Below are 20,282 nucleotides of genomic sequence, written 5' to 3' on the forward strand. Positions count from 1 at the left end.
CCGAAGGCCTCCACCAGTGCGGCAGGCGATGCCGCTTTCCCGCGGCTCGGTGCCGTTGCCACTGGCGGTCACCGAAAAAATGAAATGGCGCGTCAGCGCCGCCTCATGGATAGGTCAGGCCCGGCTCAGCCGCCCCAGCCCTCGCTCTGCATCTCGCGCAGCCGTGATGCCGTGCGCTCGAACTCGAACGATCCCGCCCCTTCCGAATAAAGCCGCTCGGGCACATCCGCCGCCGAGGCGATCAACCGCACCCGCGCCTCGTAAAGCGCATCGACAAGCGTGACAAAGCGCTTGGCCTCGTTGTAGTTGTCGCTGCTCAATCGCGGGATTCCGTCCAGCATCAGGATGCGCACGGCATCGGCCACGGCAAGGTAGTCGGCGGCGCCTAGGGCCCGCCCGCAAAGCTCCCAGAAGGTCGCCCGCGCCACCCCGTTCGAAAACCGGGGCAGCTCCACCTGCCGCCCCTTCACGTGCAGGACCAGCGGCGCCACCTCTGCCGTGGCCAGGTCATTCCACAGGCTGTCCATGGCGGCCCGCGCCGCGCCGTCCTCGGGGCTGAAATACACCTGCGACCCGGCCAGCCGGTCCTGACGATAATCCCGCTCGACCACCAGCTCGTGGATCACCATGTGCTCCTTCAGGAAATCGATGAAGGGCAGGAAAAGCTGGCGGTTCAACCCGTCCTTGTAAAGATCGTCGGGCACCCGGTTGCTGGTGGTCACGATGACGACGCCCGCCTTGATCAGCATCTCGAACAGGCGCCCGACGATCATCGCATCGGTGATGTCGGTGATCTGCATTTCGTCCAGGCACAGCAGCCGGGTGTCGCGCGCCGCCTCGCGCCCCACGGGCTCCAGGGCATCGTCGACACCCTGCTTGCGCGCCGCGATCATCCCGGCGTGAACCTCCTGCATGAAGGCGTGGAAATGCACGCGCCGCTTTTCCTCGGCCTCGACCGACTCGAAAAACAGGTCCATCAGCATGGATTTGCCGCGCCCGACACCGCCCCAAAGATACAGCCCCTTCACCGGCTCGGGGCTGCGGCGCGAAAAGAATCCCGACTTGCGCGCCGGGCGGGACAGGGCCGCGCGCAGACGCTCGAACTCGGGAAAGACCGCCCGCTGCACCGGATCGTCGCGCAGCGCGCCCTCGGCTATCCGGCGATCGTAAAGGTCGGCAAGCGGGGTCATGGGCAGGGTCCGTCAGTGGTTTCGGTGCAACGTGGTATCCCAGCCGCGGCACGGGATCAAAGTCTGTTTGCCCGGGCCGACAAAAACTGATGCCCCGGGCCTGTTTTCAGAATTGACCGTGGCGCCGCCGGGCGCAAATGTCGCGCCATGACCCGCGCACCCCTCATCACCCCAGTCCTGATCGCCGGCTGCGCCGTGATCCTGGTCAGCTTCGCCATCCGTGCTTCCTTCGGCGTGTTCCAGATTCCCATCGCGCAGGAATTCGGCTGGCTGCGCGCCGATTTCTCCATGGCCATCGCGATCCAGAACCTCGCCTGGGGGGTGGGCCAGCCGCTGTTCGCCGCCCTGGCCGAACGGATCGGCGACCGAAAGGCGATCGTGCTGGGGGCGCTGACCTATGCCGCCGGGCTGGTCCTGTCCTCGCTCGCCGTCACTCCGGGCCAGCACTGGCTGCTGGAAATCGCGGTGGGCTTCGGCATCGCGGGCACCGGCTTCGGCGTGATCCTCGCGGTGGTTGGCCGGGCGGCCAGCCCCGCGAACCGCTCCATGGCGCTGGCCATCGCCACGGCATCGGGCTCGGCGGGGCAGGTCTTCGGCGCGCCCCTGGCCGAATGGCTGCTGTCCTTCCTGCAATGGCAGCAGGTCTTCATGGCCTTCGCCGCCGCGATCCTTGCCGTGCTGCTGGTCCTGCCGATGATGCGCGCACCGGTCGTCACCGGCCCCATCGCGGTGGAAGAGGCAATGTGGGCCAATGTCGCCCGTGCCCTGCGCGATCCGTCCTATGCGCTGATCTTCGTGGGGTTCTTCTCCTGCGGCTACCAACTGGCCTTCATCACGGCCCATTTCCCCGCCTTCGTCACCGAAATGTGCGCCCCCGTCATGGCCGGCGGTCTGCTGACCAGCCTCGGCATCACCACCACCAGTGCGCTCGGGGCCGTCGCCATCTCGCTGATCGGGCTGGCCAATATCGGCGGCACGCTGCTGGCCGGCTGGCTCGGAAATCGCTACTCGAAGAAATATTTGCTGGCGGCCATCTACACCGGGCGCACCCTGGCGGCGGCCCTGTTCATCCTGCTGCCGATCACCCCGGCCAGCGTGATCGTCTTCTCGGTCGTCATGGGCGCACTTTGGCTGGCCACGGTGCCCCTCACCAGCGGTCTTGTCGCCGCCCTCTACGGCGCGCGCTACATGGGCACGCTCTTCGGCGTCGTGTTCTTCTCGCACCAGTTGGGCAGCTTCATGGGCGTCTGGCTGGGCGGCAAGCTCTACGATCTGCATGGCGACTACACGCTGGTCTGGTGGATCGGTGTCGGCGTGGGGGCCTTTTCGGCCATCGTCCACCTGCCGATCCGCGAATCCTCCCCAAGGATCCCGCGTCCGGCCCGGGCCTGAGCCGCAGGCCCCCATCTTTGGTCCGGCAAATATCCCCGCCGGAGGCTCCTGCCCGCGCAATCGCGCACAAACGCCCGAACCGGCTCGGCGCGGTGGCAAAGCGCGCAGCCTGAAAAATGGAATGGCGCGTCAGCGCCCCCTTCGGATCAGCCCTCGCCGCCCGTGGCAAAGGTGGCGGCCGCGCGTCCGGCCCAGCGGCCCGTGGCCAGGCAGGCGGTGATCAGGTAGCCGCCGGTCGGCGCGTCCCAGTCGATCATTTCCCCCGCCACGAAGGTGCCGGGCCGCGCCCGCAGCATCAACCCCGCGTCCAGCGCCCCGGCGCAGATGCCGCCCACGGTCGAAATCGCCTCGTCCAGCGGGCGCAGCCCCGCGTGGCGCAGGGGCAGGGCCTTGACAATGCGCGCCAGGTCCGCGCCGTCGGGCAGGGGGTGGGCGAATTCCCGCAAGAGGGCGAGGCGGGCAGGGTCCAGCTTCAGCACCTTGCGCAGGTGGTTCGACAGGCTGGTCTTGCCGCGCGGGCGTGCCAGCCGGGCCTGGACCTTCTGCGCGGGCCAGTCGGGCAGAAGGTCCAGCGTCAGGGGCAGCCCGGCCCGCACCGCCGGCGACAGGCCATAGATGCCGCCGCCCTCCAGCCCCCTGGCCGAGATCACGAATTCACCGCGATGCACCGCGCCCGCAGCATGGACGGCCACACCCTTGACGGGTGTGCCGACAACGCGCTCCATCGCCGGGGACCAAGCCACAGACAGCCCGGCGTTCGACCCGGCGAATGCGGCGGTGTCCACGCCCTGTCGCGCCAGCATTTCGCGCCAGGCCCCGTCCGACCCGAGCCGCGCCCAGCTTGCCCCGCCCAGGGCCAGGACAGTGACATCGGGGCGGATCTCGCGCCGGCCCTCGGGGGTGTCGAACAGGAAGGCCCCGTCCGACCAGTCCGACCAGTGCCAGCTGGTGCGCATCTCGACCCCGAGGGCGCGCAGCTCGGCCAGCCAGGCGCGCAGCAGCGGCGATGCCTTCATGGCGACGGGAAAGACCCGCCCCGTGCTGCCGGTGAACACCTCCTGGCCCAGTCCGCGCGCCCAGTCCTGCACCTCGGCAGCGCCGAAGGCGCGAAGCGGCGCAGCGATGGGCCCGGTGTTGCCATAGTTGGCCAGCAGGGTATCTGCGGGTTCGTCCTTTGTCAGGTTCAGGCCGGATTTCCCGGCCATCAGGAACTTGCGCCCCAGGGTCGGCATCCGGTCGGTCAGGATGACGCGCAGTCCGGCGCGGGCCAGTTCCCCGGCCGCCATCAGCCCGGCGGGCCCGCCCCCGATCACCAGAGCCTGTTTCACCTGTCCATCTTTTCCCTGCATGGGATCGGTCTAGGTTGCCTGCCGGTGCCTGTCGATCCGAAACGGAAGGTCAGATGAGCGAAACACCCGATCCGGTCTGCCCGTTGTGCCTGCGCCCGATCCCGCCGGGGGTGCCGCAAAGCCTGCATCACCTGGTGCCAAAGCTGCGCGGGGGCAAGGGCGGGCCGGTCGTGCTGTTGCATCACGTTTGCCACAAGGAAATTCACGCCACCCTCACCGAGACGGAACTGGCGCGCGACTATCGCACCCCCGAGGCCCTGCGCGCCCATCCCAAGCTGGCCCGCTTCTTTGCCTGGGTGGCAAGGCGCCCGCCGGATTTCCTGTCACGAACGCCCGCCGGTCACCGCCGCCGCCGCTGAAATGGCGCGGCGTCGCGCGACGTTCTCGCGCCACAGGGTGAAAAGCCCGGCCCCCACCACGATCGACACCCCCAGCACCACCGCCGGGCGCAGGTCTTCGCCCAGGATCAGAACTCCCAGGCTGGCCGCAAAGACCAGTTGCAGATAGGCAAAGGGCTGCACTGCGCTGGCTTCGGCGGCCTCGTAAACCTTGATCAGCAGGAAATGCCCGAAGGCGCCGGTGATGCAAAGCAGGGCCATCCAGCCCCAGTCGGGCGGTGTCATCGGCTCCCAGTACCACATGCCAAGCAGGGTAATGGCCGGGGCGCCCGCGACACCGGTGTAGAAAAAGCTGGTTGCGCTGGTGTCGGCGCGGGCGACGTAGCGCGTCAGCAGGGCGTAGAGCGCGAACATCAGCGCCGCCGCCATTGCGATCAGCGCCGAGGGCGTGAACACACCCGATCCCGGTTGCAGGATCACCATGATCCCGATGAATCCGACGCCAATGGCCGCCCAACGCCGCCAGCCCACCGCCTCGCCCAGGACCGGCCCCGACAGGGCGGCCACCAGCAGCGGATAGCAGGCGAAGATCGCATGTGCCTCGACCAGGCCGAGATGGACGAAGGCCACCACCATGACGCAGATTTCGCCCACCAGCAGCAGGCCGCGGAAGGTTTGCACCCAGGGCTGCGCACTTCGCGCCGCGGCCCGCAGCCCCCCGGCCTTGCGCGCGGCCACCGACAAGACGAAGAGCGCGAAGAACCAGTATCGCAGCATCACGACCATGAGCACGTTGTATTCCCCCGCCAGATGACGCGAGATCACGTCCTGCACGGCGAAAACGGCCATGGCCAGCGCCATCAGGCCCACGCCCTTTCGGGTGTCGTTCCCGGTCATCGGGGCAGGGTGCAGGCGGTCATGTGCCGCTTGCGTCCGTATCCGGGGTGGCGGGTGACATCGAACCCCGCCTCGGCCAGGGAACGGCGCACATGGCCTGCCGCCGTATAGGTGGCGGCTGTGCCGCCCGGGGTGGTGTGATCGGCCACGGTCTGCATCAGTTCGGGTGTCCAGAGTTCGGGATTGCGGGCGGGTGAGAAGCCGTCAAGGAACCAGGCATCGGCCTGTCCGCCCCAGGGGGGCAGGGTGGCGCGCGCATCGCCCGGGATCAGTTCGAACACCAGCCCGGGCAGGGTGAAACGGCCCGGTCCGGCCTGCCAGAGCGGCGCCAGTTCGCGCGACAGATCGTCGAGCGCGGGAAAGGCGCGGTGTGCTTCGCTCATCTCGTCGGGGGACAGGGGGAACGCCTCGAAGGTGGTGAAATGCAGCGTGCCGCGCTGCCCGCTCTCGCGCCAGAGCTGCACCACGGCCAGCAGGTTCAGCCCGGTGCCGAACCCCAGTTCGCCGATGTGGAACCCGTCGCAGAAGCGCCCCGGCAGGCCGTTGCCCGCCAGGAAGACATGCCGGGTTTCCTCGAGCCCGTTGTCGAGCGAGAAATAGGGATCGTCAAAGCGCAGGGACACCGGAAGGTGCCCGTCGCGCCATTCGATCATGTTGTGCTGCTCGCCGCTCATGTTATGCCGATGCCATGGGTCGTGTCGGCGCGACAATGGGCAAGGGGCCGGGGAATGGCAACTCTCGATGTGACGGTGCGCGGGGCGGGCATCTTCGGGCTTTCGGTGGCCTGGGCCTGCGTGCGGCGCGGGGCGCGGGTGCGGGTTGTCGATCCGTGCGGCGTGGCGGCGGGGGCCTCGGGCGGGATCGTCGGGGCATTGGCGCCGCACACGCCCGAGCGGTGGAACGACAAGAAGGCCTTCCAGTTCGACAGCCTGATGATGGCCGAAGAATTCTGGGCCGGGGTCGAGGCGGCGTCGGGCCGGTCGCCGGGATATGGGCGCACCGGGCGCCTGCAACCCCTGGCCGACGACAGGGCGCGCGATCTGGCCCTTGCCCGCGGTCAGGAGGCGGCGCGGCTGTGGCAGGGCCGCGCCCTGTGGGAGGTGATCCCGGCCCGGGGCGACTGGGCGCCGCTGTCACCCACCGGCCTGCTGATCCACGATACGCTGAGCGCGCGTCTGCACCCCCGGCAGGCCTGTCTGGCCCTGGCCGAGGCACTGCGGCGCAGCGGGTGCGACGTGGTGGAAGAGGCGCCGGATGCCGGCGCGGTCGTCTGGGCGACCGGCGTGGCGGGGTTGGCGGCACTTGGGGAAACGGCGGGCAACGGCGTGAAGGGGCAGGCGGCGCTGCTGCGGCTGGAGGCCCGGGATGCGCCACAGCTTTTCGCGGATGCGCTGCACGTGGTGCCCCATGCCGATGGGACGGTCGCCATCGGATCGACCAGCGAAAGGGTGTTCGACGACGCGACGGGCACCGACGGTCAGCTTGACGATGTGCTGGCCCGCGCCCGCGCCGCCTGTCCGGTTCTGGCCGATGCGCCGGTGATCGCCTGTTGGGCTGGGGTGCGCCCGCGCGCGCGCAGCCGGGCGCCGGTTCTGGGGGGCTGGCCCGGGCGGGCGGGGCATTTCGTGGCCAATGGCGGCTTCAAGATCGGTTTCGGCATGGCCCCCAAGGTGAGCGAGGTGATGGCCGACCTGGTGCTGGAGGGCCGTGACGCGATCCCCGAGGGGTTTCGCGTGACGGCCAGCGCGGCGTGATCCCAAGGCGGCGCTGACGCGCCACGCCATTTTTTCGCGCCCGCCCGGATCGAAGGTTTGCGTGCCGTGCCCGGGCCGGGGAAAGTCAGCCGCGCGCTTCGCGGCGCAGCGTCTCCATCGCTTCGCCCAGGGTTTTCAGGGCGCGCTCGTTGGTCAGGTCGCCGGTGGGGTCGAACTGACCGGAACTGGCGGCCAGAAGAACCTCGGGGCCGCTGCTGAAGCGGGGGCGGAAGGGGGCCATGGCCAGCCGCAGCGCATAGGTGGCCCGCGCCCCGCCGGCCCGGCCTGCCGCTGCCGACATGATCGCGACGGGTTTGCCCAGCCAGGGGGTGCCGGGCGTGCGGCTGATCCAGTCGAGCGCGTTCTTCATCACACCCGACAGCGACTGGTTGTATTCCGGCGTGGCCAGGATCACCGCTTCGGCCTGGGCCACCTGTGCGGCAAGTGTTTCGACGGCGGGGGGAATGCCGCTTTCGGACTCCAGATCGCCGTCGTAGAGGGGCAGGCGCAGATCGGCCTCGGTGAAGGGGCCACCGTAAAGCCGCGCCGCGATGCGCAGCAGCTTGCGATTGGTCGCCTCTTTACGCAGCGAGCCCGAGATGCCAAGCAGCATGAAGACCTCTTTTCCGTTGGGTTGGGCGCCGACCTAACCCGCGAGGCAGGCTGCGACAAGGGAGCGATTGCAATGGCACGGCATGGTGGACAGATTCTGGCGGATGCATTGGCCGCCCATGGTGTGGAACGCGTGTTCTCGGTTCCGGGCGAGAGTTTCCTTGCCGCGCTGGACGGGCTTTACGAAAACGGCATTCCCAATGTCGTTTGCCGTCAGGAAGGCGGTGCGGCGATGATGGCCGAGGCCTGGGGCAAGATGACGGGCCGGCCCGGCGTGGTCTTCGTCACCCGTGGCCCCGGCGCCAGCAACGCCAGCGCCGGGTTGCACATCGCCATGCAGGACAGCACGCCGCTGATCGCCTTCGTCGGCCAGATCGCCCGGGGCCACCGCGACCGCGAAGCCTTTCAGGAGGTGGATTACCGGCAGTTCTTCGGCGGCTTCGTCAAATGGGTGGCCGAGGTGGACCAGACCGAGCGTCTGCCCGAATACATCATGCGCGCCTTTCATGTGGCCACTTCGGGGCGGCCCGGCCCGGTGGTTCTGGCCCTGCCCGAGGATATGCTTTCGGCGCTGAGCGACGCGCCCGACCTTGCACCCACCGCGCCCGCCGTGCCGGCCGTTTCGGCGGCCCAGGTCGAAACGCTGCGGGACATGATCGCCGGGGCCGAACGCCCGCTGGTGGTGGCGGGCGGTTCGGGCTGGTCGGCTGAGGCCGCCGCCGGGTTGCAGCGCCTTGGCGAGGCCTGGAAGCTGCCGGTGGCGGTGTCGTTCCGCCGGCAGGGGCACATCGACAACCGTTCGCCCGCCTATGCGGGGGATCTGGCCGTGGGCATGAACCCGAAGCTGGGCGAACGCCTGCGCGCCTCCGATCTGCTGGTGGTGCTGGGCGCGCGGTTTGGCGATATCGTCACCAACGGATACGAGGTGATCGACCCCGCTGCGCCCGGTGTGACCATTGCCCATGTCCACCCCGACGCGAACGAGATCGGCCGCGTCTATCGCGCCGACCTGGCGATTCCGGCGCGGGCCGGCGATGTGGTGGCGCAACTGGCCGCGCTGCCCGCCCCGCAGCGCGATGGCGCCTGGCAGGCCGCGGCTCGGGCCGAATACGAGGCCTGGCAGCAGCCCAAGGAAACCCCCGGTGCGGTGAAGCTGGAGCAGATCATCACCTGGATGTCGGACAACCTGCCCGAGGATGCGATCCTGACCAATGGCGCGGGCAATTATGCCGCCTTCCTGCATCGGTACTTCCGGTTCAAGCAGTTCGGCACGCAACTGGCGCCCACCAGCGGTTCGATGGGATACGGCTTTCCGGCGGCGGTGGCGGCATCGATCGCGTATCCGGGGCGCTGCGTGGTCTGCATGGCCGGGGACGGCTGTTTCCAGATGACCCTGAACGAGATGTCGACGGCGATTCAGCATGGCGCGACGCCGATCACGGTGGTGGTCAACAACGGGCGCTATGGCACGATCCGGATGCACCAGGAAAACCACTATCCCGGGCGGGTCAGCGGGACCGACCTGGCCAACCCCGATTTCGCGGCCCTGGCGCGGGCCTATGGCGGGCATGGCGAGATCGTCGAGCGGACCGGGGATTTTGCCGAGGCCTTCGTGCGGGCGCGGGCGGCGAACCTGCCCGCCGTGATCGAACTGCGGGTCGATTCCGACATCCTGTCGACCGGTCAAAGCCTGAGCGCGACACGCGCCGCCGCATTGGAACGGCTGGCGGTGAAGAACTCCGGCTAAGTAGGGGCCGCCGGGCCGGGGGGTCAGCGGGCCAGGCGCCAGCCGGTCTGCACCGGCAGGAAGGCCTCGACCGCGGCGGTGGCGACGACGCTGACCTCGCCGGTGTCGGGATTGGTGACGTTCATGCCGCCATGGACGGCCTTCACATGGGCGCGGCCCTGGGGCAGCCCGGCAATCAGGGCGTCGCAATCCACCGCCTCGGGGGCCTGAACGCCGACGGTCACGCGCACCTCCATCTGGTGATGTTCCAGCGCCAGCGCGCCGAACAGGGGCAGTGTCGAGTGGCGAATCACGTCTTCGATCGCGCGGCGGGCGGCCTTGGTGTAATCCTGCCCGTGCAGATCGTTGCCCATGCCCATCTCGATGATGATCCGGTGGTTCATGGCGCGCGCTCCATGTCGAAGCTGACGGAAATCGCCGCATTGGCGATCACGGTGGGATTGCCGCCGTCACCGCGCGGCACGTCCAGCCCGCCCTTCACCACGCGGATTGTCGGGGTGCCGTAGGGAAAGACCTGCGCCAGGGTGACGGTGTCCACCGCCTCGGGCTGCTGCACCGCGATTTCCACGTCGATCAGCATGGCTTCCTTGGGAAAGCCGAACAGTTCGGCCAGGTTGATCGAATTGTGCCACAGCGCATCCTGAAGCGCCCGTTTGGCCGCCTGGGTGTAGTCCTGCCGGCGCAGCGAGGTGCCCATGCCGAATTCGGTGAGTAGGCGACGCCGTGTCATGGCGTGCCCCTCAGGCCCGGCGAGGATCGGCGGGATAGGTGCCCAGCAGGGTGATCATGTCGGTGAAGTGGTCCAGCTCCTCGAAGGCGCGGATCATGTTCTCGTCCTCGGGGTGGCCTTCGACCTCGGCGTAGAACTGGGTTGCCGTGAATTCGCCGCCCACCATGTAGCTTTCCAGCTTGGTCATGTTGATGCCGTTCGTGGCAAAGCCGCCCATTGCCTTGTACAGCGCGGCGGGCAGGTTGCGCACCCGGAACACGAAGGACGTGATCATCTTGCCCGGCCCCCGGCGCGTCATGTCGGCCTGTGGTGCCATGATGATGAAGCGGGTGGTGTTGGTGTCGCTGTCCTCGATCTGGGGGGCGAGGATGTCGAGCCCGTAGATCTCGGCCGCCAGGGCCGAGGCCAGCGCGCCCTGTGACGGATCACCCCCCGAGGCCACGTCGCGGGCGGCGCGGGCGTTGTCGGGGCTGACCACGGTGCGGATGCCATGTTCGCGCAGGAAACGCGAACACTGCGGCAGGATCACGACGTGGCCATGGGCATGGGTCACGCCGGACAACTCGGCGCCGGGCAGGCCCAGCAGGTTCACATGCACGCGGATGAAATGTTCGTCGACGATGTGCAACTGGCTGTCGGGCAGAAGGGAATGCACATCGGCCACCCGGCCATAGGTGGAGTTTTCCACCGCGATCATGCCCAGGGCGCAGGTGCCGTTGCGCACCGCCTCGATGGCGTCCTGGAAGTTGTCGCAGGGGTAGGGTTCGTAATCCGGGCGGGCCTCGACGCAGGCCTGGTGGCTGTAGGCACCCAGTTCCCCCTGAAATGCGATCAATCCGGCCATCGTTCCCTCCTGCAATCCCGCAACGGCGCGCACTTTTCGCACCTTGGGCGTTTGGTCGCGCCTCATATCGCTTGAAAGCGGGGGGCGTAAGGGGATAGGTAGCACCGAATGCAAGAGACAAGACGGAACGCGACATGTTCGACACAATGACCCTGACCAAGATCGTTGGCGCCTTCTGTGGCGCTTTCCTCGTGTTTCTTCTGGGCGGCTGGGTGGCCGAATCCCTGTATCACACCGGGGGCGGCCATGGTGACGACCACGCCCAGGCCTATGTGATCGACACGGGCGCCGAAGAAACCGAAGAGGCGGATGCCGAACCCGAAGTTCCCTTCGAAGAGGTCTATGCCGCCGCCGATCCGGCCAAGGGCGAACGTGAATGGCGCCCCTGCGCGGCCTGCCACAAGCTGGAGAAGGGCGCGAACGCCACCGGCCCCTATCTTTACGGCGTCGTCGGACGTGACAAGGGCGCTGCCGAAGGCTTCAGCTATTCCGACACGCTGGCCACCATGGAAGGCGATTGGACCCCCGAGAACCTGAGCCATTTCCTGGAAGACCCCAAGGGGTATGCGCCGGGCACCAAGATGGTGTTCAAGGGCATCAAGGACGTGGAAGACCGCGCCAACCTGATCGCCTATCTCGACAGCCTCGACAACTGATCGCGGCCCTTTCGCCGGAACCCAAGCCGACCGTTCGCGGTCGGCTTTTTCGTTTGGGCCGGCCTTGGGCGCGCACGGTGATTTCACCACAAGTTCACCGAGAATGATCTTGCGCTGGCTGGCGTCGGCTATACCCTGTGCGAAACATCGTTTGCCCCATCCCCGCGAAGGAGCCGTCATGCCGATCCCCCATACCGCCGTTCCGCGATCCCGTGCCGCCGCCCTGTCCGCCCCGGTGCAGGACCAGGTTCAGCGATGGTCGCGGGGATTGGCCGTGCTGGTTCTGGGTACGGGCCTTGCGCTTTGCGCGGGCATGGCCCGCAGCGAGGGCGACGAGAAGATCATCACGTCTCATGCCTTCTCGGACCTGGGAACGCCCAAGTATGGCCCGGATTTCAAGCACCTTGATTATGTGAACCCCGACGCGCCCAAGGGCGGTGAAATGTCGGTCTGGGCCCGTGGCACCTTTGACAGCATGAACGCCGCCGCGCGCCAGGGGCGGGCCTCGGCGTTTTCGCTGCTGCCGCATGAACGCATCATGGAAAGCACCGCAGACGATGCCTATGCCGTCTATTGCCTGCTGTGCGAGACGCTGGAATATCCCGAAAGCCAGGATTGGGTGATCTTCAACCTGCGCCCCGAGGCAACCTTTTCCGACGGCACGCCGCTGACGGCCGAGGACATCAAGTACACCTTCGATCTTTTCATGGAGCAGGGGTTTCCCTCGTTCCGCATCGGCGTGGGCGAATTGATTCCCAAGGTCGAGGTTCTGGGCCCGCACCGGATCAAGTTCCACTTCAACCCCGACAAGCCCAAGCAGGGCCGGATCAGCCAGGCGGGCGCCTCGATCGCCTACCAGAAAAAGTGGTTCGAGGAGACGGGGGCGCGGCTGGACGAATCGCGGCTCGAAGCCTCGCCGGGGACCGGGCCCTATGTGGTTGAAACCGTCGATCCGCCGCGCAAGATCGTGGTGCGGCGCAACCCCGATTACTGGGGCAAGGACCTGCCGATCAACCAGGGCCGCTGGAATTACGATACCATGCGGGTCGAGTATTTCGCCGACAGCAACGCCGCGCTCGAGGGGTTCAAGGCCGGGGTCTATACCTTCCGCCAGGAAACCAGCTCGATCACCTGGGCGACGCAATACGATTTCCCGGCGCTTGAAAACGGCACCATCATCAAGACCGAGCTGAAGGACGGCAGCCTGCCCGCCGCCACCGGCATCGTGTTCAACATGAAAAAGGAAAAGTTTCAGGACATCCGCGTGCGCCGCGCCCTGGGCCTGATGTTCAACTTCACCTGGACCAACGACACCCTGCAATACGGATTGTTCAAGCAGCGTGCGTCGTTCTGGGAAAACTCCGACCTGGCCGCCACCGGCGTTCCCGAGGGGCGCGAGCTGGAGCTTCTGGAAAGCGTGGCCGACATGATCGACCCCTCGATCCTGACCGAACCGGTGACGATGCCCCATGAAAGCGGCGACCGCCAGCTTGACCGGGGCAACCTGCGCGAGGCGAACCGCCTGATGGACGAGGCCGGCTGGGTCATCGGCGACGATGGCAAGCGGCGCAAGGACGGCAAGGTGTTCGAGGTGGAGTTCCTGCAAAACAACCCCAGCTTCGACCGTATCCTGACGCCCTATGTCGACAACCTGAAACGGCTGGGCATCAACGCCACCTACAATCGGATCGACGATGCGCAGTACACCTCGCGCGAGCGGGACGGCGATTTCGACATGATCTACGACTATTACCAGAGCGGCCTTGTCGAAGGGTCGGGCCTGGGTCAGCGGCTGGGCTGCGAGGACGCCGACGACGTGTTCAACCCCGCCAACTACTGCAACCCGGCGGTGGACAAGCTGATCGATGTGGTGATCGGGGCCGATACCCTGGACGAGATGAAGGCGGCAGTGCGCGCCGTCGACCGGCTGCTGCGCTTCGATCACTTCATGATCCCGGTCTGGTACAACGACAGTTTCTGGGTCGCCTATTACGACATGTTCGAACACCCGGAAAACATGCCGCCCTATGCCCTGGGGCACATGGATTTCTGGTGGTACAACGCCGAGAAGGCCGAAAAGCTCCGCGCCGCGGGGGCGCTGTAACCCGCGATGGGCGCCTATATCCTTCGACGGCTGCTGCTGATCATTCCCACGCTTCTGGGGATCATGATCATCAACTTCACCCTCACCCAGTTCGTGCCGGGCGGTCCGATCGAACAGATCATCGCCCAGATGGAGGGCGAGGGGGATGTCTTTGCCGGCATCTCCGGCGGATCGGGCGATGCGGGCAACTTCGAAACCGAAAACTACGTGGGATCGCGCGGGTTGCCGCCCGAATTCATCGCCCAGCTTGAACGCGAGTTCGGTTTCGACAAGCCGCCGCTGGAACGGTTCCTGAACATGATGTGGAACTACATGCGGTTCGATTTCGGCGAAAGCTACTTCCGTTCGATCTCGGTCATGGACCTGGTGCTGGAAAAGATGCCGGTCTCCATCACCCTTGGCCTCTGGTCCACCCTGATCGCCTATATGGTGTCGATCCCGCTGGGCATTCGCAAGGCGGTGCGCGACGGGTCGCGGTTCGATACCTGGACCAGTGCGCTGATCATCGTGGCCTATGCCATTCCCGGCTTCCTGTTCGCCATCCTGCTGCTGGTGCTGTTTGCGGGCGGGTCATACTGGCAGATCTTCCCCCTGCGCGGGCTGACCAGCGACAACTGGAACCAGATGGGGCCGGTGCAGCAGGTGCTGGATTACTTCTGGCACATCGCCCTGCCGGTGCTGGCCAGCACGATTTCGGCCTTCGCCACGCTGACCCTGCTGACCAAGAACAGCTTCCTTGACGAGATCAAGAAGCAATATGTCGTCACCGCCAAGGCCAAGGGCCTGTCGGAATCCGCGGTGCTTTACGGCCACATCTTCCGCAACGCCATGCTGATCGTGATCGCCGGCTTTCCCTCGGTCTTCATTGGCGTGTTCTTCGGCGGGTCGCTGATCATCGAAACGATCTTCTCGCTCGATGGGTTGGGCCGTCTGGGGTTCGAGGCGGCGGTGGCGCGGGATTACCCGGTGATCTTCGGCACGCTGTTCTTCTTCGGGCTGATCGGCCTTGTCGTCGGCATCCTGTCGGACATGATGTATGTCTTCGTCGATCCGCGCATCGACTTCGAGCGGCGGGAGGGCTGAGATGAGCATGAACCCCTTGCCCGCCCCCGGCCACGATGCCCCGCCCCCGGTGGTGCCGGCCCGCAGGCGCATGTGGCTCAGCCCGCTGAACCAGCGCCGCTGGCGCAACTTCAAGCGCAACCGCCGCGCCCTGTGGTCGCTGTGGATCTTCGCGGTGATCTTCACCCTGTCGCTGTTTGCCGAGTTCATTGCCAACGACAAGCCGATCCTGGTGAACTATCGCGGCGAATACTTCACGCCGGTGTTCAACTTCTATCCCGAAACGGCCTTCGGGGGCGATTTCCAGACCGAGGCCGTCTATTCCGACCCCGAGGTGCAATGCCTGATCATCACCGGCGGGCTGGAGGACTGTTTCGACAGCCCGGCCGACATGATGCAAGCCGCCGAAACTGGCGGGTTGGCGCAGAACGCCGATTTCGCCAAGGGCTGGGTGCTGTGGCCGCCGATCCCCTATTCCTATGACACGATCAACGACATCGGCGGCGCCGCGCCCTCGGCCCCCGATGGCGATCACCTGCTGGGCACCGACGATACGGCGCGCGACGTGGTGGCGCGGGTGATCTACGGGTTCCGCCTGTCGATCCTGTTCACGCTGATCGTCACGGTGCTGACCAGCATCCTGGGCATCATCGCCGGGGCGGTGCAGGGGTTCTTCGGCGGCTGGACCGACCTGATCTTCCAGCGCTTTCTGGAAATCTGGAGCAGCACGCCATCGCTTTACGTCATCATCATCCTGTTCGCGATCCTGGGGCGGGGGTTCTGGCTTCTGGTCTTTGTCACCGTCCTGTTCGGCTGGCCCGCCCTTGTCGGGGTGGTGCGGGCCGAGTTCCTGCGCGCGCGCAACTTCGAATATGTCCGCGCCGCCCGGGCGCTGGGGGTGGGCAGCTGGACGATCATGTTCCGCCACATGCTGCCCAACGCCATGGTGGCGACGGTAACGATGCTGCCCTTCATCATCACCGGCACCATCAGCACGCTGGCCAGCCTCGATTTTCTCGGCTTCGGGCTGCCGTCCTCGGCCCCCTCGCTGGGAGAGCTGACCCTACAGGCCAAGCAGAACCTTCAGGCGCCCTGGCTGGGGTTCACGGCCTTCCTGACCTTCGCGATCATGCTGTCGCTGCTGGTCTTCATCTTCGAGGGCATCCGCGACGCATTCGACCCCAGAAAGACCTTCCAGTGACCTTGACCGACACCCCCTGGCTTTGGCGTGCCTATGTCGCGGCCCTTGTGATCTATGGCGTCCTTTTCGCCTTTCTGCTGCTGGGTGCGGGGCTTTGGACCTGGTCGACGGCCGGGATGGCCAATGCGGCGCGCCATGACGCGCTGTTCGCTGTTCTCGGTTTTCTGACCGTGGCGCTGCCTGCGGTCATTCCGCTGATCCCGCTGGCGTCGTTCCTGCTGTTGCGGCGCCGGGGGCTCTGGCCCTCGCCGGGGCATCAGGTGATCGCGATTGTCGGTGTGGTGCTTTTCGCCGGTCTGATCCTTGTCACCGGGGTGCTGGCATGATCGGCGGGGGAAAGCCGGTTCTGCGGGTGCGTAACCTGAACGTGACCTTCCGCCAGGATGGCGCCGAAACCCATGCGGTGCGTGGCGTGTCCTTCGAGGTGGGCAAGGGCGAAACCGTTGCGCTGGTGGGGGAATCCGGCTCGGGCAAATCGGTGACGGCGCTGTCCACCGTGTCGCTTCTGGGCGATTCGGCGCATTCGACCGGGTCGATCCGCTATGGCGATACCGAGATGATCGGCGCCCCCGAATCCGAATTGCGCCGGGTGCGCGGCAACGACATCAGCTTCATCTTCCAAGAGCCGATGACATCGCTAAACCCGCTGCACACGCTGGAAAAGCAGCTGGCCGAATCGCTGGCCCTGCACCAGGGGTTGCGCGGCCAGAAGGCGCGTGACCGCATCATCGCCTTGCTGACGCAGGTGGGCATCAACGACCCTGAAACGCGGCTGGGCGCCTATCCGCATCAGTTGTCGGGCGGGCAGCGCCAGCGGGTGATGATTGCCATGGCCCTGGCCAACGGGCCCGACCTTCTGATCGCCGATGAACCGACGACCGCGCTGGATGTGACCATCCAGGCGCAGATCCTTGACCTTCTGGACGAGTTGAAGCGCAAGGAACGGCTGTCGATGCTGTTCATCACCCATGACCTGGGCATCGTGCGCAAGATCGCCGACCGGGTCTGCGTGATGAAGGACGGCGAGATCGTCGAGCATGGCCCCACCGCCGAAATCTTCGGAAATCCGCAGCACGATTATACCAGGATGCTTCTGGGCGCCGAAGACACGGGCCTGCCCGAACCGGTGCCCGAGGACGCCGAAGAGATCGTGCGCACGGAAGACCTGCGCATCTGGTTCCCGATACAGCGGGGGCTGCTGAAGCGGACCGTCGGCCATGTGAAGGCGGTGAACGCCGCCAGCCTGTCGGTGCGCCGGGGCGAAACCATGGGCATTGTGGGCGAATCGGGGTCGGGCAAGACGACGCTGGCCCTGGCCATCATGCGGCTGATCCCCTCCGAGGGGCCGATCGTCTTCATGGGCAGCAACATCCAGGGGCTGCGCGGGCGCGACATGCGTTCGGTGCGCAGCGCAATGCAGATCGTCTTTCAGGATCCTTACGGTTCGCTGTCGCCGCGCATGACGGTCGAGCAGATCATCGCCGAAGGACTGACCATTCACGGCACCCGCGACGGGCGCGACAAGCGCACCATGGTGGCCGAGATCATGGCCGAGGTCGGGTTGGACCCGGCCACCATGCATCGTTACCCGCACGAGTTTTCCGGCGGCCAACGCCAGCGTATCGCCATCGCCCGGGCGATGATCCTGCGGCCGCTTCTGGTGGTGCTGGACGAACCCACCAGCGCGCTGGACATGACGGTTCAGGTGCAGATCGTGAAGCTGCTGCGCGATCTGCAACAGAAGTACGGGCTGGCCTATATCTTCATCTCGCATGACCTGAAGGTCGTGCGCGGGCTCAGCCACAGGGTGATGGTGATGAAACAGGGCGATGTGGTCGAGCAGGGCGAGGCCGAACAGGTCTTTTCCAACCCCCGCAGCGAATATACCCGCATGCTTCTGGCCGCGGCCCTGACCCACAAGACAAACGACTGACGGCACCCCGAGGGGTGCCGTCACTGTCATGCCAGGCTGCGGCCCGGGCGCTGGCGCGCGCCCTGCGCGTCAGCTTGGGCCGATGGTGGTGCAGGAAATCTTGCGCGCCTCAAGGCGACGGCAGGCAAGGGCTGCCATGTCCTCGGTCATGCCGACGAAGTTGGCCTCGTAGCCGCCCTGGCGGGTCACGACCTTGCGCAGGGCCTCGTCCAGGGTGCCGATCTCGACCAGGGCGGTCTTCAGCAGCACACGCTCGGCCTCGTATTTCGAACCGTACTTGCCGACGTTGATCCCGAAGTGGCGCCCGCCCGATGTGGATACGCGCGTCACCACCTCAAGCTGCAATGCGCCGGGCGTGCCCGATGCAGGCTGTTCCGCCAGCCCCGAGGGGCGGGGGGGCGGGACCGGTGCGGCGGCAACGATCAGTTCGTCCGCCGCGCCGGCCTTGCGGGTGACGCCGACATCCTCGGCCTCGGCCACCACCATCTCGGGCTGGGCAACGCCGGGGCGCCGGGTGGGTCGACGCGAGGAGCTGGGCGCCATCACCAGGCGGATCGTCTTGCCCTTCAGGTCGGGATCACCGCCTTCGGCCACGGCGACAAGATCGGGCGTGTCCGGCTTGGTGGTGGGGGCCGAGCTGGGCGCGCGCCGGAAACCGAGATCGAGAAGCTCGGCCACCTTGGCGTTGCGCGCCGCGCTGGAACGGCCACCGAAGACCGTGGCGATCACCCGTTCGTTGCCGCGAACGGCCGAAGCGACAAGGTTGAACCCTGCCGCACTGGTGTATCCCGTCTTGATCCCGTCGGCGCCCGGATAATCGTTCAGCAGGCGGCGGTTGGTGTTGTTGACCTGCCGGACCCCGGCATCCTCGCTCTTGCGCGAGAAGAGGTTGTAGTATTCGGGGAAGTCGAACAGCAGGTGCCGGCCCAAGTTGGTCATGTCGCGGGCCGTCGAAAGGTGGCCCGATTCGGTCAGGCCATGGGCGTTCTTGAAGGTGGTGCGCGACATTCCCAGCGCCTGGGCGGTGCGGGTCATGCGGCGGGCAAAGGCGGCTTCCGAGCCTTCCAGCGCCTCGCCGATGGCGGTGGCGGCATCGTTGGCCGACTTGATCGCAGCCGCGCGGATCAGGTAGCGGAAATCAATCCGCTGACCGGATTTCAGGCCCAGCTTCGAGGGCGGCTCCGAGGCGGCATGTTTCGAGATGCGCACCTTCGTATCAAGCGAGATTTCGCCCCTGCGAATCGCGTCGAAGGCGATGTAGAGCGTCATCATCTTGGTCAGGGAAGCCGGATGAAGCCGCGTGTCGGCGTTGCGCGAATGCAGCACCTCACCGGTGCGTGCGTCGATCACCATTGCCGCGTAGGGCGCGGCGCGTGCCATTGAAGGCGCCATCATGACAACAAGTGTCGTGAACAGCAGCCCTGCACGGACAAGATGCTTGAGTCGTGTTCCCACGGTATACTGCCTTTTACTGCCTCAAATGGCCGGATCTGTCGCCCGGTCCATATTGTTCTACAAGGCTAGCACAGTTCTTGTGGCAGGAAAACACCTATAATTCAGATACTTTCAGGCGGACGTTGAAGTGCGTCGTCAATATGTGGGGTGCCGAATCGGGTGCAACCGCAAGATGTCTTGCAAGTTTCGAAACCAATGTGGCTAGCCGCACAACCTGCGGGCAAGCGGCATGACCTGACCCAGCGAGTCGACCTGGTGAAACCGCGGATGGCTGTCCGGGGCGGCGGCCCGTTCCAGCTCCCACGTCACGCCATGGGGCACATGCACGCCCCAGGCCCCCAGTTCGAGAACCGGCAATACATCGGATTTCATCGAATTGCCCACCATCATCGCCTGCGCCGCGCGGGTGCCATGGCGCGCGAAGATGCCGTCATAGGCGCTGGCGGTCTTGTCCGACACGATCTCGACCCCGTCGAAAAGATCACCCAGCCCCGATTGCGCCACCTTGCGTTCCTGGTCCAGAAGATCGCCCTTGGTGATGATCAGCAGGCGGAAATCGCCCGAGAGGGCGCGCAGGGTGTCCTCGACCTCGGGCAGAAGATCGATCGGGTGCTCGAGCATGTCACGCCCGGCATCGACAAGTTCGCGGATCACGCGGGCGGGCACCTTTTCGTCGGTGATGTCGATGGCGGTTTCGATCATCGACAAGACAAAGCCCTTGATGCCGAAACCGTAGTGGCCCAGGTTGCGCCGCTCGGCCGCCAGAAGGCGGGCATCCAGATCGTCGCGCGGGGCATAATCGGCCAGCAGGGCGGCGAATCGTTCCTGCGTCAGGCGGAAGAAGGTTTCGTTGTGCCAAAGGGTGTCATCGGCGTCGAAGGCGATGGTTGTCAGGGCGGGCGTCATTGGGTCTCCGGCTGTGGTTTCGGAACGTCGGGGCATTGCCCCCTTTTCACACGGAACTCAGGGCTTATATAGTCGCATCAAAGCTGCCATTTCCCGACCGATCCGGAGTGCG

At 66.3% G+C, this 20,282-nt stretch carries 20 protein-coding genes; 10 read left to right on the forward strand and 10 right to left on the reverse strand.

The window, feature by feature from the left end:
- Positions 1–125: 125 nt before the first annotated feature.
- Positions 126–1,190 (reverse strand): cell division protein ZapE, encoded by a 1,065-nt coding sequence (gene zapE, locus H7828_RS06825; RefSeq protein WP_226780253.1) that lies wholly within the window; start codon positions 1,188–1,190, stop codon positions 126–128.
- Between the two features lie 147 nt (positions 1,191–1,337).
- Between zapE and H7828_RS06830 the strand changes: the two genes are divergently transcribed.
- On the forward strand, positions 1,338–2,582 hold the full coding sequence (locus H7828_RS06830; RefSeq protein WP_226780254.1) for an MFS transporter: 1,245 nt from the start codon (positions 1,338–1,340) through the stop codon (positions 2,580–2,582).
- A 146-nt stretch (positions 2,583–2,728) separates the two neighbouring features.
- Here the strand turns inward: H7828_RS06830 and H7828_RS06835 are convergent, their stop codons facing one another.
- Entirely contained in the window at positions 2,729–3,931 is a 1,203-nt protein-coding gene (locus H7828_RS06835) for a TIGR03862 family flavoprotein (protein WP_245398591.1), read from the reverse strand.
- A 53-nt stretch (positions 3,932–3,984) separates the two neighbouring features.
- On the opposite strand from H7828_RS06835, the gene H7828_RS06840 reads away from it, so the two are divergent.
- Positions 3,985–4,290, forward strand: a complete 306-nt coding sequence (locus H7828_RS06840) for an HNH endonuclease (RefSeq protein ID WP_226780256.1) — start codon at positions 3,985–3,987, stop codon at positions 4,288–4,290.
- Here the strand turns inward: H7828_RS06840 and H7828_RS06845 are convergent.
- A complete protein-coding gene (locus H7828_RS06845; protein ID WP_226780257.1) occupies positions 4,255–5,166 on the reverse strand; it encodes a DMT family transporter in 912 nt (303 codons plus the stop codon). The genes H7828_RS06840 and H7828_RS06845 overlap by 36 nt on opposite strands.
- Positions 5,163–5,840, reverse strand: coding sequence for a tRNA (5-methylaminomethyl-2-thiouridine)(34)-methyltransferase MnmC2 (gene mnmC2, locus H7828_RS06850; RefSeq protein WP_226780258.1), 678 nt, complete (start codon positions 5,838–5,840; stop codon positions 5,163–5,165). The genes H7828_RS06845 and mnmC2 overlap by 4 nt, the downstream gene beginning before the upstream one ends.
- 54 nt (positions 5,841–5,894) lie before the next feature.
- Between mnmC2 and H7828_RS06855 the strand changes: the two genes are divergently transcribed.
- Positions 5,895–6,920 (forward strand): NAD(P)/FAD-dependent oxidoreductase, encoded by a 1,026-nt coding sequence (locus H7828_RS06855; RefSeq protein WP_226780259.1) that lies wholly within the window; start codon positions 5,895–5,897, stop codon positions 6,918–6,920.
- 85 nt (positions 6,921–7,005) lie between these two features.
- Here the strand turns inward: H7828_RS06855 and H7828_RS06860 are convergent, their stop codons facing one another.
- Positions 7,006–7,533: an NADPH-dependent FMN reductase gene (locus H7828_RS06860; protein WP_226780260.1), complete on the reverse strand. Its 528-nt coding sequence runs from the start codon at positions 7,531–7,533 to the stop codon at positions 7,006–7,008.
- 72 nt (positions 7,534–7,605) lie between these two features.
- Here H7828_RS06860 and H7828_RS06865 point away from each other — a divergent pair, with 72 nt between their 5' ends.
- On the forward strand, positions 7,606–9,279 hold the full coding sequence (locus tag H7828_RS06865) for a thiamine pyrophosphate-binding protein (RefSeq protein ID WP_226780261.1): 1,674 nt from the start codon (positions 7,606–7,608) through the stop codon (positions 9,277–9,279).
- A 23-nt stretch (positions 9,280–9,302) separates the two neighbouring features.
- On the opposite strand, the gene H7828_RS06870 is transcribed toward H7828_RS06865, so the two are convergent.
- From H7828_RS06870 to H7828_RS06880, 3 genes are read right to left on the reverse strand one after another with little or no spacing between them, the layout of a single operon-like run.
- Positions 9,303–9,662 (reverse strand): Lin0512 family protein, encoded by a 360-nt coding sequence (locus tag H7828_RS06870; protein WP_226780262.1) that lies wholly within the window; start codon positions 9,660–9,662, stop codon positions 9,303–9,305.
- Positions 9,659–10,009 (reverse strand): Lin0512 family protein, encoded by a 351-nt coding sequence (locus H7828_RS06875; protein WP_226780263.1) that lies wholly within the window; start codon positions 10,007–10,009, stop codon positions 9,659–9,661. The genes H7828_RS06870 and H7828_RS06875 overlap by 4 nt, the downstream gene beginning before the upstream one ends.
- Positions 10,010–10,019: 10 nt before the next feature.
- Positions 10,020–10,853, reverse strand: coding sequence for a prephenate dehydratase (locus H7828_RS06880; RefSeq protein WP_226780264.1), 834 nt, complete (start codon positions 10,851–10,853; stop codon positions 10,020–10,022).
- 134 nt (positions 10,854–10,987) lie between these two features.
- On the opposite strand from H7828_RS06880, the gene H7828_RS06885 reads away from it, so the two are divergent.
- The 6 genes from H7828_RS06885 (at position 10,988) to H7828_RS06910 (ending at position 17,809) form a co-directional block, all read left to right on the forward strand.
- Positions 10,988–11,509: a c-type cytochrome gene (locus H7828_RS06885; protein WP_226780265.1), complete on the forward strand. Its 522-nt coding sequence runs from the start codon at positions 10,988–10,990 to the stop codon at positions 11,507–11,509.
- 178 nt (positions 11,510–11,687) lie between these two features.
- Complete coding sequence (locus tag H7828_RS06890; RefSeq protein WP_226780266.1) at positions 11,688–13,613, forward strand: extracellular solute-binding protein; 1,926 nt, start codon at positions 11,688–11,690, stop codon at positions 13,611–13,613.
- Positions 13,614–13,619: 6 nt separating this feature from the next.
- Entirely contained in the window at positions 13,620–14,696 is a 1,077-nt protein-coding gene (locus H7828_RS06895; protein ID WP_226780267.1) for a microcin C ABC transporter permease YejB, read from the forward strand.
- A gap of 70 nt (positions 14,697–14,766) precedes the next feature.
- On the forward strand, positions 14,767–15,876 hold the full coding sequence (locus tag H7828_RS06900; protein WP_226780376.1) for an ABC transporter permease: 1,110 nt from the start codon (positions 14,767–14,769) through the stop codon (positions 15,874–15,876).
- A complete protein-coding gene (locus H7828_RS06905; RefSeq protein WP_226780268.1) occupies positions 15,873–16,202 on the forward strand; it encodes a hypothetical protein in 330 nt (109 codons plus the stop codon). Before H7828_RS06900 ends, H7828_RS06905 begins: the two co-directional genes overlap by 4 nt.
- Positions 16,199–17,809: an ABC transporter ATP-binding protein gene (locus H7828_RS06910; protein WP_226780269.1), complete on the forward strand. Its 1,611-nt coding sequence runs from the start codon at positions 16,199–16,201 to the stop codon at positions 17,807–17,809. The genes H7828_RS06905 and H7828_RS06910 overlap by 4 nt, the downstream gene beginning before the upstream one ends.
- 69 nt (positions 17,810–17,878) lie before the next feature.
- Here H7828_RS06910 and H7828_RS06915 read toward each other — a convergent pair whose 3' ends face one another.
- Positions 17,879–19,204, reverse strand: a complete 1,326-nt coding sequence (locus H7828_RS06915) for a D-alanyl-D-alanine carboxypeptidase family protein (protein WP_425354939.1) — start codon at positions 19,202–19,204, stop codon at positions 17,879–17,881.
- A 261-nt stretch (positions 19,205–19,465) separates the two neighbouring features.
- On the reverse strand, positions 19,466–20,170 hold the full coding sequence (locus H7828_RS06920) for an HAD family hydrolase (protein ID WP_226780271.1): 705 nt from the start codon (positions 20,168–20,170) through the stop codon (positions 19,466–19,468).
- Positions 20,171–20,282 lie beyond the last annotated feature (112 nt).

Source organism: Oceaniglobus trochenteri, assembly GCF_020529025.1.
GTDB lineage: Bacteria > Pseudomonadota > Alphaproteobacteria > Rhodobacterales > Rhodobacteraceae > Oceaniglobus > Oceaniglobus trochenteri.